General features: G+C 43.2%; 18 protein-coding genes. 8 read left to right on the top strand and 10 right to left on the bottom strand.

The genetic code is table 11. The annotated features are described in order from the left end of the window. Nucleotides 1-92 precede the first annotated feature (92 nt). A complete protein-coding gene (locus tag BO219_RS00225; protein ID WP_042894256.1) occupies nucleotides 93-284 on the bottom strand; it encodes a hypothetical protein in 192 nt (63 codons plus the stop codon). Between the two features lie 252 nt (nucleotides 285-536). On the opposite strand from BO219_RS00225, the gene spxA reads away from it, so the two are divergent. Further along, nucleotides 537-947: a transcriptional regulator SpxA gene (gene spxA / locus BO219_RS00220; protein ID WP_077427625.1), complete on the top strand. Its 411-nt coding sequence runs from the start codon at nucleotides 537-539 to the stop codon at nucleotides 945-947. Between the two features lie 13 nt (nucleotides 948-960). On the opposite strand, the gene cls is transcribed toward spxA, so the two are convergent. Together cls and mecA are read right to left on the bottom strand one after the other, a co-directional pair. After that, nucleotides 961-2,469, bottom strand: coding sequence for a cardiolipin synthase (cls, locus tag BO219_RS00215; RefSeq protein WP_077427624.1), 1,509 nt, complete (start codon nucleotides 2,467-2,469; stop codon nucleotides 961-963). A 57-nt stretch (nucleotides 2,470-2,526) separates the two neighbouring features. Continuing rightward, a complete protein-coding gene (gene mecA / locus BO219_RS00210; RefSeq protein WP_077427623.1) occupies nucleotides 2,527-3,192 on the bottom strand; it encodes an adaptor protein MecA in 666 nt (221 codons plus the stop codon). Nucleotides 3,193-3,416: 224 nt separating this feature from the next. Between mecA and BO219_RS00205 the strand changes: the two genes are divergently transcribed. Both BO219_RS00205 and pepF read left to right on the top strand, forming a co-directional pair. Further along, on the top strand, nucleotides 3,417-4,610 hold the full coding sequence (locus BO219_RS00205; protein ID WP_180316356.1) for a competence protein CoiA: 1,194 nt from the start codon (nucleotides 3,417-3,419) through the stop codon (nucleotides 4,608-4,610). 37 nt (nucleotides 4,611-4,647) lie between these two features. Further along, nucleotides 4,648-6,444, top strand: a complete 1,797-nt coding sequence (gene pepF, locus BO219_RS00200) for an oligoendopeptidase F (RefSeq protein WP_077427621.1) — start codon at nucleotides 4,648-4,650, stop codon at nucleotides 6,442-6,444. Nucleotides 6,445-6,468: 24 nt separating this feature from the next. Here pepF and BO219_RS14600 read toward each other — a convergent pair whose 3' ends face one another. The 5 genes from BO219_RS14600 to BO219_RS00180 form a co-directional block, all read right to left on the bottom strand. Next, nucleotides 6,469-6,633, bottom strand: a complete 165-nt coding sequence (locus BO219_RS14600) for a hypothetical protein (protein WP_164970090.1) — start codon at nucleotides 6,631-6,633, stop codon at nucleotides 6,469-6,471. A gap of 236 nt (nucleotides 6,634-6,869) precedes the next feature. After that, nucleotides 6,870-7,682, bottom strand: coding sequence for a ClpXP adapter SpxH family protein (locus BO219_RS00195; protein WP_077427620.1), 813 nt, complete (start codon nucleotides 7,680-7,682; stop codon nucleotides 6,870-6,872). Then, the gene (locus tag BO219_RS00190) at nucleotides 7,666-8,070 is read right to left on the bottom strand and encodes a globin domain-containing protein (RefSeq protein WP_006318791.1); all 405 of its coding nucleotides are present in this window, start codon (nucleotides 8,068-8,070) and stop codon (nucleotides 7,666-7,668) included. The genes BO219_RS00195 and BO219_RS00190 overlap by 17 nt, the downstream gene beginning before the upstream one ends. A 56-nt stretch (nucleotides 8,071-8,126) precedes the next feature. Beyond that, nucleotides 8,127-8,735: a lytic transglycosylase domain-containing protein gene (locus BO219_RS00185; RefSeq protein ID WP_077427619.1), complete on the bottom strand. Its 609-nt coding sequence runs from the start codon at nucleotides 8,733-8,735 to the stop codon at nucleotides 8,127-8,129. Then, nucleotides 8,732-9,322: a CYTH domain-containing protein gene (locus BO219_RS00180; RefSeq protein WP_077427618.1), complete on the bottom strand. Its 591-nt coding sequence runs from the start codon at nucleotides 9,320-9,322 to the stop codon at nucleotides 8,732-8,734. The genes BO219_RS00185 and BO219_RS00180 overlap by 4 nt, the downstream gene beginning before the upstream one ends. 127 nt (nucleotides 9,323-9,449) lie before the next feature. Between BO219_RS00180 and BO219_RS00175 the strand changes: the two genes are divergently transcribed. From BO219_RS00175 to BO219_RS00160, 4 genes are read left to right on the top strand one after another with little or no spacing between them, the layout of a single operon-like run. Next, nucleotides 9,450-9,806: a UPF0738 family protein gene (locus BO219_RS00175; protein WP_004891794.1), complete on the top strand. Its 357-nt coding sequence runs from the start codon at nucleotides 9,450-9,452 to the stop codon at nucleotides 9,804-9,806. A gap of 12 nt (nucleotides 9,807-9,818) precedes the next feature. Continuing rightward, a complete protein-coding gene (yjbM, locus tag BO219_RS00170; RefSeq protein WP_077427616.1) occupies nucleotides 9,819-10,466 on the top strand; it encodes a GTP diphosphokinase in 648 nt (215 codons plus the stop codon). After that, nucleotides 10,463-11,254, top strand: coding sequence for an NAD kinase (locus tag BO219_RS00165; RefSeq protein ID WP_006318785.1), 792 nt, complete (start codon nucleotides 10,463-10,465; stop codon nucleotides 11,252-11,254). Before yjbM ends, BO219_RS00165 begins: the two co-directional genes overlap by 4 nt. Before the next feature lie 12 nt (nucleotides 11,255-11,266). Then, nucleotides 11,267-12,145, top strand: a complete 879-nt coding sequence (locus BO219_RS00160) for an RluA family pseudouridine synthase (protein ID WP_077427614.1) — start codon at nucleotides 11,267-11,269, stop codon at nucleotides 12,143-12,145. Here BO219_RS00160 and prpE read toward each other — a convergent pair. Both prpE and BO219_RS00150 read right to left on the bottom strand, forming a co-directional pair. Then, entirely contained in the window at nucleotides 12,142-12,876 is a 735-nt protein-coding gene (prpE, locus tag BO219_RS00155; protein ID WP_077427612.1) for a bis(5'-nucleosyl)-tetraphosphatase PrpE, read from the bottom strand. The two genes, BO219_RS00160 and prpE, sit on opposite strands and share 4 nt — an antisense overlap. Nucleotides 12,877-12,917: 41 nt before the next feature. After that, complete coding sequence (locus BO219_RS00150) at nucleotides 12,918-14,081, bottom strand: FtsW/RodA/SpoVE family cell cycle protein (protein ID WP_077427610.1); 1,164 nt, start codon at nucleotides 14,079-14,081, stop codon at nucleotides 12,918-12,920. Between the two features lie 111 nt (nucleotides 14,082-14,192). Between BO219_RS00150 and mgtE the strand changes: the two genes are divergently transcribed. Further along, the gene (gene mgtE / locus BO219_RS00145) at nucleotides 14,193-15,515 is read left to right on the top strand and encodes a magnesium transporter (protein WP_077427608.1); all 1,323 of its coding nucleotides are present in this window, start codon (nucleotides 14,193-14,195) and stop codon (nucleotides 15,513-15,515) included. Nucleotides 15,516-15,586: the final 71 nt, after the last annotated feature.

Genomic DNA, 15,586 nt, shown 5'->3' with positions numbered 1-15,586 from the left:
TCGAGAGATTAGCTTTTTTCGTTTGATGCACTAAAGTATTATACAATATTTTGATTTATTTGACTATTTCGTTTTTAAAAAAAGCTCCGAGATTATCTCGAAGCTTTTTTGCCGCCGACCATTTTCCATCCTGTTTGCACATGTTCGCTCATCGCTGTATGTAGCCGCTTTTTTCGTCCGCCAAATACGTTTTCCCCGATGCCGTTTAAAATGACGCCCATGAGCGCAGTTATTCCAATCACTAAAATAGCGACAATCGTAAAGTCAATAAAAAATTGCGCCATTGTCACTTCCCCCTTTGTTTGCCATCTGTACTTTTATTGTAGAGAAAATTGCAAATGAACGCAACGAAAAATGAAACCATTTTGATCGGACAACCGTATAATATGTTGGGTAAAATTGAAAAAAGGTGTATCTTTCTAAACTTTTTTGTTGTATAATGTACGTTGTAAAGTTTTTTAAAGTCATTTTAAAATAAGATGTGTTTTAATACAGAAGCTAGCAAAGCAACCCATGTTTAAGGGAGTGATTGATATATGGTGATCGTGTATTCATCGCCGAGTTGTACGTCTTGCCGAAAAGCAAAAGCGTGGTTAGAAGAGCATCACATTCCGTATAAAGAGCGCAATATTTTCGCTGAACCGTTAACGATTGAAGAAATTAAAGGCATTTTGCGCATGACAGAAAACGGAACGGACGAAATTATTTCAACGAGATCGAAAATTTTTCAAAAGTTAAATATTCAACTCGATTCGTTGCCGCTACAAGATTTATATGAAATTATTCGCCAACATCCAGGGCTTTTGCGCCGTCCGATTATCATGGACGAGAAGCGCCTGCAAGTTGGTTACAACGAAGATGAAATTCGCCGCTTTTTACCGAGAAAAGTGCGGACGTATCAATTGCGTCAGGCACAACAACTCGTCAACAGTAAAGGCTTAGCATAAACGCTAAGCCTTTTTACAATAGCGGCGAAAGGAGGCGAGCAGTCGACTCGGCGAGCCGCATCCAAAGCGGTCGGCATTTGAATTGATTGATATCAATTTTTGATGAATGCTCGAAGTCGTTTATAAAATCATCGACTAACGTTTGCACGCTTGGCGTTTGATATAAAAACGCATTTACCTCAAAATTTAAATGAAAGCTGCGCATATCCATATTCGCTGTGCCGATGGAAGCGAGTTCTCCATCTACAACGATAATTTTGCTGTGCATAAATCCTTTTTCGTATTCGTAAATGGTCGCTCCTGCTTCCAGTAGTTCGGGAAAATAAGAGCGTGACGCGTAAAATACAATTTTTTTATCCGGTCGCTTTGGGACAAGAAGCCGCACGTCAATTCCGCTTAATGCCGCCACTTTTAATGCCGTTAAAATGTCTTCATCTGGAATAAAATACGGCGAGGCGATCCAAATCGAGCGCTGTGCCGATGTAATCATCGCGAAAAATAAATGTTTAATGACTTCCCATTTCGTATCCGGTCCGCCGGCGACAAGCTGAACGCCTCCAAGTGCTTCATCCTCAACTGTCGGTGCACTTAAGTAGTTCAGCGTTAATAGCTGTTGACCGGTCATGTAATACCAATCTTGTAAAAAAATAAGTTGTAGCGTACGTACTGCTTCGCCGTATACGAATAAATGCGTATCGCGCCAAAAGCCGAAATATTCGTTTTTCCCTAAATATTCGTCCCCAATATTTAACCCGCCAACAAAACCGACTTTTCCATCAACGACGATAATTTTACGATGGTTGCGGAAGTTAATTTTATTGTTTAAAAACGGCAAGCGCACAGGGGAGAAAGGGATGATATCGACGCCAGCTTCACGCATCTCCTGTATGTACGTTTTCGATAGCTGCCAGCTTCCGACCGCATCGTATAAAAAGCGAACGTGTACCCCTTTTTTCGCCTTGTTCATTAATATTTGTTTTAAGCGCTGACCGATGTCGTCATCGCGGACAATATAATATTCAAGATGAATGTGATGCTCGGCTTTTTCTAACTCTTTAAAAATGGTTGTAAACGTTTCTTCTCCGTTCGTCAACACACGTGTTTTTGTCGCAGTTGAAATCGATTCTTTCGTCATGCGTCTCGCTAGTTGTAGCAACGGCTGTTGATGCGGTTTCATATATAATGTTTGCGCGTCATGCGTCTCGTTGCGCTCTAGTTTGCGAAACGTTTGTTCATCAAGCAACGCCTTTTTTCGAAATAGTCGTTTTTTGCGATAGTTTTGGCCGAGTAAAAAATAAAGAATAAAACCAACGAGCGGAAAGCTGCTGAATAAAACGAGCCATGTGAGCGTTTTCGTTGGATGGCGATTTTCTAAAAAGATGACAAACGAAATAAAAATCACTGACAAGGTGACAAATAAGCTGAACGTTCCGAGTAGCCAGCCTTCCCAATAATCTTTTGTCACTACTAAAAAGCCGACGAAAGCAAGTATAAATAGCACAACTTTTAAAGCGTTTCTCATTTGTTGTTCACCTGACCTCGCGAGAAAAAAGCCGATTTCAATCAATTGAAATCGGCGTTATGAGTTTGGAAAGTGTTTGGCGATCATCGTTAATGCTTGTTCTGCGATGACGATTTTTCCGTATTCTTCGAGACGATGAATCGTCATTTGCGAATCTTGCCCGTATTCAAGCAATATGCTTAACATATTGTCAATGTCGCGATCGGTATCTTCTTCTGTAAATTCGACGTACAAGTAGTAGTGATTTTCAAATGCGAATAGTTTGTTGTGTAATGTTGAAAAATCGCGACGGTGCGCAAGAGCAATGACGTCTTCAATCGTTTTGAAGCGGATGACGAATTGGAGCGGATTATCAGGTTCTGATGATGATGCTTTTATAATGTTAAAATGTTGGTCTAATATATGTTCGATTTTTTCATCAACCGGTAAGTCTCTGAATCGTTCATCGACAATTGGCAATTCGAGTCTGCTGCCGTCTTTTGAAATTTGCGCTTTTGTGACGAACACTTCTAACCCTTTTTCAAGAGCATGCACTTGAATCCAAAGCGGTCCTTCTAAATAAATTTCTGCTTCTTGATGGATTTCGTCCATCATTTCCCAAAATAATTCTTCGCTCCGTTCGCGATTGTACCAAATTTCTTCACGATCGAAGCCGCGTTCTTCAATATCTCCGTACGATATATATAGTTTCAACGTATATTCATTGATGCGTTCGATTTCCATGTTCCTCAGCTCCCTTCTACGATTATTCAGTCAGGAAGGGAATGTCTCCCCGAGCGTTCGCCCATCCTCCTACATCTTGTACTTCTATTGTATGACAAAATGTGAAAGAAGGGAAATAAAAAACGCCTAATTCAATAAATTTAGTTGTTCCCCTATTTTTTGTATTTGTTGCAGGAAAAAAGACGATGTTGATGAAAAAAATGTGTGGAGAAAGGAGAGGTTATATGTTTGTCGCATTATTGAAAAATGGAGAAACATGTTCGTTGTTAGACGATTGGACGATCGAGCAGCTACATGTATTGCGAACGACGCAGGCGTTTTTTTGTCCTGTTTGTTTAGAACGAGTTCAGTTGAAAATAGGGACAAAACGTATGCCGCATTTTGCGCATGAAACGAAATGTACGATTGAAACAGAGCGGGAGACATTTGCTCATTTACAAGGGAAACAACAATTGTATGAATGGTTGACAAATGAAAAAATCGAAGTAGAAGAAGTAGAAGTCGAGAAGTATTTGCGGCACATTCAGCAACGTCCAGATGTATTTGTTCGACATATGCAACACATGTACGCGATCGAATATCAATGTTCCATCATTCCATTCTCTTTATTCGCGAAACGAACGAATGCATACAAGAACGCACATATTGTCCCGATTTGGTTACTTCATACATCTCATGTCAAACGCCGCAGTTTGTTTTTTCAACTGTCCTCATTTTCATGGCTATTTTTCAACGATCAAGAAGTCATCCCGTTTTATTGTGCTGAGCGCCGAGAAGTATCGTTTCTTCATCATCTTATTCCGCTCTCTTCCACGCTCGCATACGGAGAATGGGCGACGTTTCCGCTTCATGCGATATCGTTTTCTTCTTTTTTTCAGACGCCACAACGACAACATGATGCTTTGTTTCATGCATGGCAAATGAAAAAGAAGCAATGGCGGCTATCTCCCCTATACTATCGCACAAATCGAACGTTTTGCCGCATCGTATATAATGTGCCTATGACCCCATCGCTATTTCCTCATGAGGCAGGCATTCCGCTTCGCCATGCGTATTGGTTTGAGACGCCCCCATTTATTTGGCAAACGTATATGTTGCTTGAGATGATGCGTATTCCGCTTCATGTGACGTTTTCGTTTCATCAATTATATGAGCGAATGCGATATTTCATTCGTCAAAATCTTATTCATATTCGCCGCTTGCCGCTTGTGACAAAAAGTCATTATTCATATGCCCTTATGGATTATTTACATGCGCTCGTTTCGCTTCAATTTTTGAAAAAAGTAGGAAAAAGTACGTTTCAGCGCATTCGGTCATGGTCGCTTCCGCGCAACGTCGAAGAAGCGATTCGTGGAGATGAGCAACTATTGCGACGAATTGTAAGCAAAAAAGAGGATTTTTTCACAAAACGAGAATAATATATAAGTAAACATTTTGATGTAAGAGGTGATTGATATGGCAAAAACGTTGCCGACACGCAAAGACGTTCCGGTAGAGTATACGTGGCGTCTTGAAGATATTTTTGCGACGGATGAACAATGGGAGAAAGAATTTGAAGAAATTATGTCGCTTCTTCCGAAATTTTCGGAATATAAAGGTAAGCTTGGAGAAAGTGCTCAAACGTTATACGAAGCGTTACAATATCGCGACCATGTGTTCATGCGACTAGGAAAATTATATGCGTACGCACATATGCGCCATGACGAAGATACGGCTAATTCGCTTTATCAAGGATTGGAAACGAGAGCAGAAGGGTTGTATGCGGAGGCAGGTCAAGCGACGGCGTTTATCGTGCCAGAAATTTTAGCGATGGATGAAGATGTGTTGCGCACGTTTTTACAACAATACGAACCGCTTCGTTTGTATGCGCATGAATTAGATGAAATGAACCGCCAACGTCCGCACGTGTTATCGGAAAAAGAAGAAGCGTTGCTTGCACAGGCGGCGGAAGTGATGAACGCATCAAGCAATACGTTCGGGGCGTTAAATAATGCTGATTTGCGTTTTCCGACGATTACAGATGAAAACGGAGAAGAAGTGGAAGTGACGCACGGTCGTTACATTCGTTTTCTTGAAAGTGAAGATCGCCGCGTGCGCCACGATGCGTTTAAAGCGGTATACGATACATATCGCAAATATGAAAATACGTTTGCGAGCACGTTAAGCGGAGCGGTGAAGCGCAATAACTTTTTTGCGCGCGTTCGCAACTATCGCTCAGCGCGCGAGGCGGCATTAAGTAAAAACCAAATTCCTGAAACGGTGTACGATAACTTAATTGAAACGATTCATCGCTATTTGCCACTTTTGCATCGTTACGTTCAATTGCGCAAGCGCGTGCTCGGATTAGATGAGTTGCATATGTACGATTTATATACGCCGCTTGTCAAACAAGTCGATATGAAAGTGACGTATGAAGAAGCAAAAGACATATTGTTAAAAGGATTGACGCCACTAGGTGACGAATATATTTCGATCGTGAAAGAAGGGTTTGATAACCGTTGGGTTGACGTGCAAGAAACGCGTGGCAAACGAAGTGGAGCATACTCGTCTGGTTCATATGGAACGAATCCGTACATTTTAATGAACTGGCAAGATAATGTGAACAACTTATTTACGCTTGCCCACGAGTTTGGCCATTCGGTGCATAGTTACTATACGCGCAAATATCAGCCGTATCCGTACGGAAACTATTCGATTTTCGTTGCGGAAGTCGCATCGACGTGCAACGAAGCGTTGTTGAACGATTATTTATTAAAAACGATCGATGACGAGAAGAAAAAGTTATATTTATTAAATCATTATTTAGAAACGTTCCGAGGGACGGTATTCCGTCAAACGATGTTTGCGGAGTTTGAACATATGATTCATCAAATGGCACAAAACGGGGAAGCGTTGACCGCCAAAGTATTGACGGAAAAATATTATGAGCTAAACAAAACGTATTTCGGGGATGGCGTCGTCATCGATGAAGAAATCGGCTTAGAATGGGCGCGCATTCCGCATTTTTACTACAACTATTATGTGTATCAATATGCGACAGGCTTTAGCGCTGCGACTGCATTAAGCAAACAAATTTTAGAAGAGGGCGCACCTGCGGTTGAACGTTACATTGGATTTTTAAAAGCAGGAAGCTCCGATTATCCAATTGAAGTGTTGAAAAAAGCAGGTGTCGATATGACGTCTCCAGAGCCAATTGAACAAGCGTGTCAAGTGTTCGAACAAAAATTACAACAGCTTGAGCAACTATTATAAAAGGCGACTGCGTGTCGCCTTTTCTTAATGAAATCCGCGAAAACGGTGGCGGTTGTTGAGGTAAGTAAAAAACGAGAAAAAAGAAAGAAATAAAAACGGAATGGATATGATGAGCGGAAAGAGCCGCATCAGTGCGAAAAAGTGAATAATGAGCGCAACGACGATCCAAACGATATGAACAATGAACATCGAATCCCCCCTTTTTATTCATAGTAAGCGAGGGAGAAAATAATTATGACAAATGTGTGAACAAGTAAACAAAACACTTGTCAAGACATAGAGGAGTTTGTTAATATATAAACGTGAAGTGAATCACAATCAAACAAACTTATACCCCTTTGTTTGACCGTGAAAAATTTCTCCCATCCCCTTTGTTGTCTTTATGACAAAGAAAAAGGACTCGGCATCCCCCGAGTCCTTTTTCTTTATCCGATCCAGCGCCAAAATGAGCCGATTTTCTCCACTTTTTGCTTTAAACGCAACTTTTTTAATTCGCATTCCGCTTTGCTGTGCGGGATGTTGTATACCATCGCAATATCATCGGTCGTAACGAATAGCGCATGATGTAAAAACTGTTCAATTGGTGGAAGTGAAGATGGTTGAGGATGAAATCCGAGCATTTCATGGATTAAATCGACATATACGTCGTACGGATAACAGCCTGAAATTTTAATGCCTTCATCTTCAATGTTTTCGTTAAAAAAGACGAGCGTTGGAACTTCGCGAACGTCCATTTCTGCACTAATTTTTAAATCGCATTGTAGCGCTTTAACGGCACTTGGAGAAGATAAATCGTTTATAAACTCTTGCACATCTAAACCAGCATCGATGGCGCATTGAATGAGTGTGTTTGTTTCTGTAATCGTTTTGCCTTGAATAAATACAATTTCTTGTAGTTGACGCAAAAAGCGAATGCTCGCTTGACGCCCTTGCAATTCGGCTGCTTTCACAGCGAGCGAAGCAATGTATGGGATCGGCAACGGCGTTTGAAGAAGCACGCGGTCTTCACAGGCGATGCCGACGCGCGACGCATGCCGATCGATTCGTTTATAACTGACGCCATTCAGCCGATCGAGTTGACCGGTTAAGACGTGACGCAAAGCAAAATATTGTCCGTATTCGATCCATAATTTTTTTAAAACAGGTTCAAGCGCCCAACAGTCTGGGCAAAGAGGATCGACAAATAAGTAAATCTCTAATTGCTTTGCCGTTCCTTCTTGCTTACCATTCACCTTCATGCTCCTTTCGCTCGTCATCTGGTGTATTAATCATATGTTGGGCAGTCAACATGAGCCGTTGATACAATTCATCTCGAACAGGTCCTTTTAGTCCGATCGCATCCATCGCTTCATGCATACACGCAAGCCATGCTTTTGCGCGCGTTGGTGTAATTGGAAACGGCAAATGACGGGCGCGCAACATCGGGTGTCCGTGTTCTGCTGTATAAAGCGGTGGGCCGCCTAAATATTGCGTTAAAAATTGTTTTTGTTTTCGCGCGGTTTCCGTTAAATCGTTCGGGAAAATAGGCGCCAAGTCAGGATGCTTTGCGACTCGTTCATAAAAAGCATCAACGAGTTTTGAGACAACTTGTTCGCCTCCAATCGCTTCATAAGGGGATTGAAACATATGAAAAACTCCTTTGCCGAGATATATACATATTGTAACAACGACTTTGTTTCATCTCAAACGATGTGACTTGCGGCATAGTACGTTTGCATTACTTTTTTCACGTAGTTCATCGTTTCGCGAAACGGTGGAATGCCTCCATGTTTATCGACATTTCCCGGCCCGGCGTTATAAGCCGCAAGCGCAAGGGCGATATTGCCGTCGTACCGATCGAGAAGTTGGCGTAAATATTTTGTCCCGCCTTCAATGTTTTGTTGTGGATCGAAGGCGTCTTGTACCCCTAACATGCGCGCCGTGCTCGGCATTAACTGCATCAGTCCCATCGCCCCGACGCGGCTTTTTGCTTGCGGATTGAAATTCGATTCATGGCGAATGACCGCATAAATGAGTTTCGGATCGACATCGTATTTCGCTGCAGCTTCGTCAATCCATTGATGTATCGTATCTTTATGAAGCGGTGTGCTCGCTTTATATGTCGGCACTTTCGTTTCTTCGCTTGTCATAAGCGGAAGCGATAGGCGCATTGCTTCCGTTTCTTCGTTCGTCTCCGGCGTTAACAGCTCGCGAAATAAGTCGTGAAACGATGTTGTTGGCGCTTCTTTTTTTCCTTGTAAATGTTGCAACGCTTGCAGTTCAAGAAGCAATTTCAATTGTTGCACGTTCATGACGATCGCTCCGTTTCGTATTTAGCTTCGTAAAATCGTTCAATTTTATTTTTCGTTTTTCGTTTTGGAATATGAAACGATTCGAGCAGTTGCGTAAACGTTTTTTCCCCTTCTGCTCGTTCGTTCGCTTCGTATTCGACTTCATAGTCAGCTACGTTCATATATTCGCTATAATCGAAAACGAGCGTGCCGTTTTTATACGGGCGTTCCGCGCGCCGAGTTGTGAGCGATCCGAAACAAACGATCGCTGTCGGATCGATATGAAGCGCCTGCAATATGTTGGCGATGTCGCCTTGAAGTGATGTCGCACCCGAAATAAGTGCTGTCGCGGTTTCAGACGTTAGCGGCTCATGCGTTTCTAACAGCCCGTCTTCGTAGGGCTGTTTTAATGTTAATGTATATGAGCCGTTTTTGAAACGAATGCGTAATGCGCTTTTTTGTTGTTTCAGTTGAAAGTCTGGCGTGTCAAAATAATAATTTTGTTGCACGTCCCATTCCTCATCGCGCACCGCAAACGCTGTCGTGAAACGGGAAAATTCGTCGGCTGTCAACATATTTTTAAATTCAATTTCTAATTCGTGCTTCATCGTTTTTTCTCCTTACATCATTCTACTTTTATTATCAACATGTACGCGAAAAAGTGCAACTAGTGAACATCGCTAGGTGAAATGTGGTAAAATAAAGGCGGACATCATGGATGACGGAGGAACAAACATGAAAATATATGTACATACAGCAGAAAAAAAAGAAAACGGATGGTACTTTTTATGTGAGGCGTCGCTTCAAGGGTTACAAGCGAAACGCCATATGCTTGTTGATTCGGATGCATGTGCGTTCGCATACATATTAGAAGCGGCGGATGCGTTCGTTTATGTCATTATGCCAAAGGAAGTATGGGGGGCGATTAAAGAAGCGCTTCGTACAAGCGAGCCGGTGTTTCTTGTCGGAAACGATGCAACAATCGAGTTAGAAGGCATTCATGAAGAAGTGGCATACTTAATCGAAAATATTGCAGGAAATGCAAACTACGGTGAAGAAATGGAACAGGCGGTAACGGCATTTTTCGCATAAGTAGGTGGTTGAATGGAAAGACATTGGGAATTTTTTTTAGCGCCGTATAAACAGGCGGTCGAGGAGTTAAAAGTCAAGTTAAAAGGGATGCGCGCTCAATTTGAAATGCAAGGGGTGCATTCTCCAATCGAATTTGTGACCGGAAGAGTGAAGCCGATTGCGAGCATTTTAGATAAGGCGCAAAAGAAAAATATTCCGCTCGATCAACTAGAAGAACAAATGCAAGATATTGCAGGTTTGCGTATGATGTGTCAGTTTGTCGATGACATTCAAACGGTCGTTGAACTGTTGCGCAAGCGCAACGATTTTACGATTGTCGAGGAACGCGACTACATTACGCAAAAAAAGGAGAGCGGTTATCGTTCGTATCATGTCGTTATTCGTTATCCGGTGCAAATGATTTATGGCGAGAAAAACATTTTAGTTGAAATTCAAATTCGCACGCTTGCGATGAACTTTTGGGCGACGATTGAACATTCGTTAAACTACAAATATAGCGGCAAGTTTCCAGAAGATATTCGCCAACGATTGCAGCGCGCCGCAGAAGCCGCATATTTGTTAGACGAGGAAATGTCGAAAATTCGTTTTGAAATTCAAGAGGCGCAAGCGGCGTTTTCGCGTAAGCAAGACGTAAAAGATAACGAGGGGTGGGGCGCGTGAAATTTGCGGTCATATCAAAAGGGGATGCGATATCAAACGAATGTATGTATAAAATTCGTACATATTTAACCGATTTTCGTTTAACGTATGATGAAGACGAGCCGGATATCGTCATTTCAGTCGGCGGGGATGGGACGTTGTTGTATGCGTTTCATCGCTATCGGAGCCGGTTAGAACAGACGGCGTTTGTCGGGGTGCATACGGGTCATTTAGGCTTTTACGCCGATTGGGTGCCAGATGAAATTGAAAAGCTCGTCATTGCGATTGCAAAAACGCCATATCAAATCGTGGAATACCCGCTTTTAGAAGTGACGATTCGATATGTGCGCGGCGGACGCGAAGCAAAATATTTAGCGCTCAATGAATGTACGGTGAAAAGCGTTGGAGGGACGCTTGTGATGGACGTTGAAATTCGTGGGGATTTGTTTGAAACGTTTCGCGGGGATGGGTTATGCATTTCGACGCCATCGGGAAGTACGGCATACAATAAAGCGCTTGGCGGGGCGATTTTACATCCATCGCTCGAAGCGATCCAAGTCGCAGAAATGGCATCGATTAACAACCGCGTGTTTCGTACGATTGGCTCACCGCTTATTTTGCCTGCGCATCATACGTGCATGTTAAAGCCGGTCAATGACGTTGATTTTCAAATTACGATCGACCATTTGTCGCTACTTCATAAAGATGTGAAGTCGATACAATGCCGCGTCGCCGACGAAAAAATTCGCTTTGCTCGCTTCCGTCCGTTTCCGTTTTGGAAGCGCGTGCGCGAATCATTCATTCAGTAGAAAGGGATTTGTATGTTTCAACTTCGTTGGATCGTCACACAACAACAAGATGGGATGCTCGTTCGTGAATTTTTAAAACAACAACATATTTCAAAAACAGCGCTCACCGATATTAAATTTCAAGGGGGACGGATCGAAGTGAACGATGTGCCTGTGACCGTTCGTTACGTGCTAAAAGCAGGCGATGAAGTGTGCGTTTCGTTTCCACCAGAACAAAAAGGGGTACATATGGTCGCTGAGCCGATTCCGCTTGCGGTCGTGTATGAAGATGATTATGTGATCGTCATCAATAAGCCTCCGCACATGTCAACCATTCCGTCGCGCGAACATCCGCATGGGACGCTTGCGAATGCGTTATTGTATCATTACGAACAACAACAGTTACAAACGACGGTGCATGTCGTCACACGGCTTGACCGCGATACGTCCGGGCTTGTGCTTGTCGCAAAGCATCGCCATGTGCATCATTTACTTAGCGAACAACAAAAGCAAGGGCGGGTGAAACGGCGGTACGAAGCGGTTTGCCACGGTTATGTCACCCCGCTCGTTGGAACGATTGATGCGCCGATCGGACGAAAAGGCGACAGCATCATCGAGCGGGAAGTGCGATTAGACGGTCAGCGGGCGGTGACGCATTATGAAGTATTGCAACAGAAAAATGAGATGACGCACGTGTCGATTCGATTAGAAACGGGGCGTACGCATCAAATTCGCGTTCATTTTTCTCATATCGGTCATCCGCTCGTTGGCGATGATTTATATGGGGGATTGCGGGAACATATCGACCGCCAAGCGCTACATAGTTGTGAGCTGACGTTTTTTCATCCGTTTTTTGAAAAAACGATGACGTTTCATGCGCCGCTCCCTGACGACATCGCCCGTTTGCTTTAATCAAACGGGCGAAACTTTTCAGCGACATACGGCATCGTTGATGGAACAGAAACCGTCTCCATTTCCGGATAGCGAAGCGCTGTGAGTTGTCCGCCGAATACGCAGCCGGTGTCGATGTTGACGGTGTTGTTTAGCCAGCGCGGCTCTTTGACGGGCGTATGTCCGTATACGATAAGCGCATCGCCTCGGTAATGTTTTGCCCAATCTCGGCGCACAGGGGAGCCATCCGGATGTTTTTCACCTGTAATATCGCCGTATAAAACGAACGTTTTTACTTTTTGATGGAATTTTCCGATGTAATCTGCGCGAATGCCAGCATGGGCAACGATTAGTTTTCCTTCATCTAAGACGGCATAAAGGGGCGCTTGTTCGTACAGTGTCATAAACTGCGTACGAATGCGTGTTTTTGTTTTTTCATCTGCTTGTTCCCATTCGGCAACCGTCGTTTCAAGTCCGTGTGTCACTTGCACATTTCGACCGAGAAAAAAACGATACAATTTGTCGCAATGATTGCCTGGGACGTACACCGCTTTGTTTTGTTGAACGAGCGAGATGACCGTATCAATGACGCGCAATGACTGCGGACCACGATCGGCTAAATCGCCGACGAACGCAAGCTTTCGTCCGTTCGGATGAATCGGGATATCGTGTTCCCAAACGTAGCCAAGCTTTTTTGTTAATAACATGAATTCGTGAAAACAACCATGAATATCGCCAATAATGTCGTACATTTTTCCTCCTTTCTACAAAAATAGCCGCATACAAGCGGCTATCATTGTTCAGCAGAAAACATAAATTTTTGTGTGCGCGAACGGACGTTTAAGACGAGCCCGATTGCAAGCATGTATGTGGCAAGCGAGCTTCCTCCGTAGCTGACGAATGGAAGCGGAAGACCGGTAATCGGTAGTAACCCGATCGTCATGCCGACATTTTGGAATACTTGGAACGTAATCATGCCGATGACGCCGGCGCATAAATAACTGCCGAATGGGTCGTGGCATTCTAGCGCAATTTGAATCATGCGGTAAATGAGCAAGAAAAAGAGCGACACGACGATGCTTGCCCCAATAAAGCCGAATTGTTCTCCGATAATGCTAAAAATAAAGTCGGTATGCGACTCTGGTAAATAGACGTCTAAGTTTTTATATCCTTTTCCATATAATTCCCCAGATCCGATCGCCAGTAGCGATTTAATAAGCTGAAACCCTTGATCGCTTGAATATTCGTACGGATTCAACCAGCCGTAAAAACGGTTTAATTGATATTGTTGAATTTTTAATACGTCTGGGAAATATAAAAACGCCACGATAAACGCTGTTGCGCCAAGTACAGCAACACCGACGATAGCGGCGATAATGCGCAAACGAATGCCGGAAACGAGAATGAGCGAGCCGGTGATCGCCATAAATACCATTGACATCCCCATATCAGGCTGACGGGCAAGTAAAAAAAGCGGCGGCAGTAGCGAAAGCCCGATTTTTCCGAGCAGTTTCAAATCGTCTTGCAACGTCGGGTCATGGTATTTTTCACGATGGTTGACGATAATCCGGCTAATGACGATAATCATAAAAATTTTCATCAGCTCAGACGGCTGAAAGTTTCCGCCCGGCAGGCTGTACCAGCTCGTTGCTCCTTTAATCGTTAATGTACCCGGGACGTTTAATTCTAATCCAAGTAAAAGAATCATCCCGAAGCCGTACAAATACCAAGCGATTTTAAACAGTCGATCGTAATCGACAAGCATCGTCACCGCAATGACGACGACTCCGACGCCATACCACATGAGCTGCTTTTGCGCAAAGTTAATATGTTGCAGTTTAGCGGGGAGCGTCTCGCGCGCGCTTTCGATGGCAATGGCGCTGACGATCGCAATTAAAAATAAAATGAACAATAAATGATAATCTATTTTCGATTGAACGGTTTTTTCGTTTTCCATCGTCGTTCCCCCTGTGTTTCATCGTGCATTCTCATTTTACATCGTTGCTTGCAAGTTGGCAAAGATTCGCGCATAATAAGAAAAGCGATTTTTGTCGAGAGGAGGGGTATTATGTTGCAGGCGTTATATGATGGAAAAATCGAAGCGTTTCGAAAACAGTTTTTAAAATTGCATCCGTATGATCGGGCGAAGTTTTACGTTGAACAAAGCCCAGAAGTGAGAAAGCGCATGTATGAATATTTGTCGCCAGCGGAAATGGCGGAAATTTTTGACCACCTCGATATTGAAGAAGATGAATATAAAATTTATTTGTCGGAAATGGATCCGTTATTTGTGGCGCAAATGCTCGCGCACATGTATGCCGACAATGCGGCGGACGTATTAAATGAACTAGATAAAAAAGAAGTGGCGAATTATTTAACGATTATGGACGATGAAGCGGCGAAAGATATTCAAGGGTTGCTTCATTATAAAGAATATACGGCCGGAAGCATTATGACAACGGAATATATCGCCATTCACGCCAATCAAACGGTGCGTTCGGCGATGCAAATTTTAAAAAGAGAAGCAGCGAATGCGGAAACGATTTATTATTTGTATGTCGTCAATGAACAACGGCAGCTCGTTGGGGTATTGTCGCTACGCGAGCTGTTGACATCGGATGATGATGCGATGATTTGTGATGTCATGAACGATCGGGTCGTTTCTGTATTTGTTGATGAAGATCAAGAAGAAGTGGCGCGCAAAATGCAAAACTACGATTTTTTAGCGCTTCCTGTCGTCGATATGAACAATCATTTGCTTGGGATTATTACCGTCGATGACATTGTCGACGTCATTTCGGAAGAAGCGACAGACGACTATTCGAAACTCGCGGGGGTTCCGGATGTCGATATTCAATACACTCCGTTCGAAGCGGCGAAAAAGCGGTTGCCGTGGCTCATTATTTTACTGTTTTTAGGCATGATGACGGCGAATTTAATTAGCCGTTTTGAAGACACGTTGCAAAAAGTCGCGATTTTAGCGGTGTTTATTCCGCTTATTGCGGGCATGTCTGGAAATACAGGGACGCAGTCGTTGGCGGTCGCGGTGCGCCGTTTAGCGATGGGGGATTTCGAAAAAGAAGGAAAGTGGCGCATGCTTGCACGCGAAGCGCTAACGGGGCTACTTATCGGTTTATCTTGCGGCGTCGTCATTACGATTGTTGTGTACGTATGGAAGCAACAGTTTTTCTTAGGTGTACTCGTCGGATTAGCGTTATTTGCGACGTTGACGGTTGCGACAGTTGCAGGGGCGCTTATTCCGCTCTTTATGCATAAATTGCGCATCGACCCGGCTGTTGCATCTGGTCCGTTTATTACGACGATTAACGATTTAATTAGCATTCTCATTTATTTCGGTTTAGCGAAGATGTTTATGGACTATTTATTATAAAATTCCCTATTTGAAAGTAGGGAATTTTTTGTTATAATCATATTAATACTAGGTTCTAATAACAAATCATA

It is taken from the genome of Anoxybacillus kestanbolensis, assembly GCF_001996285.1.
Taxonomy (GTDB): Bacteria; Bacillota; Bacilli; order Bacillales; family Anoxybacillaceae; genus Anoxybacillus; species Anoxybacillus kestanbolensis_A.
Note: the sequence above shows the minus strand (reverse complement) of the source record. Positions and strands in the feature narration are given on the sequence as shown.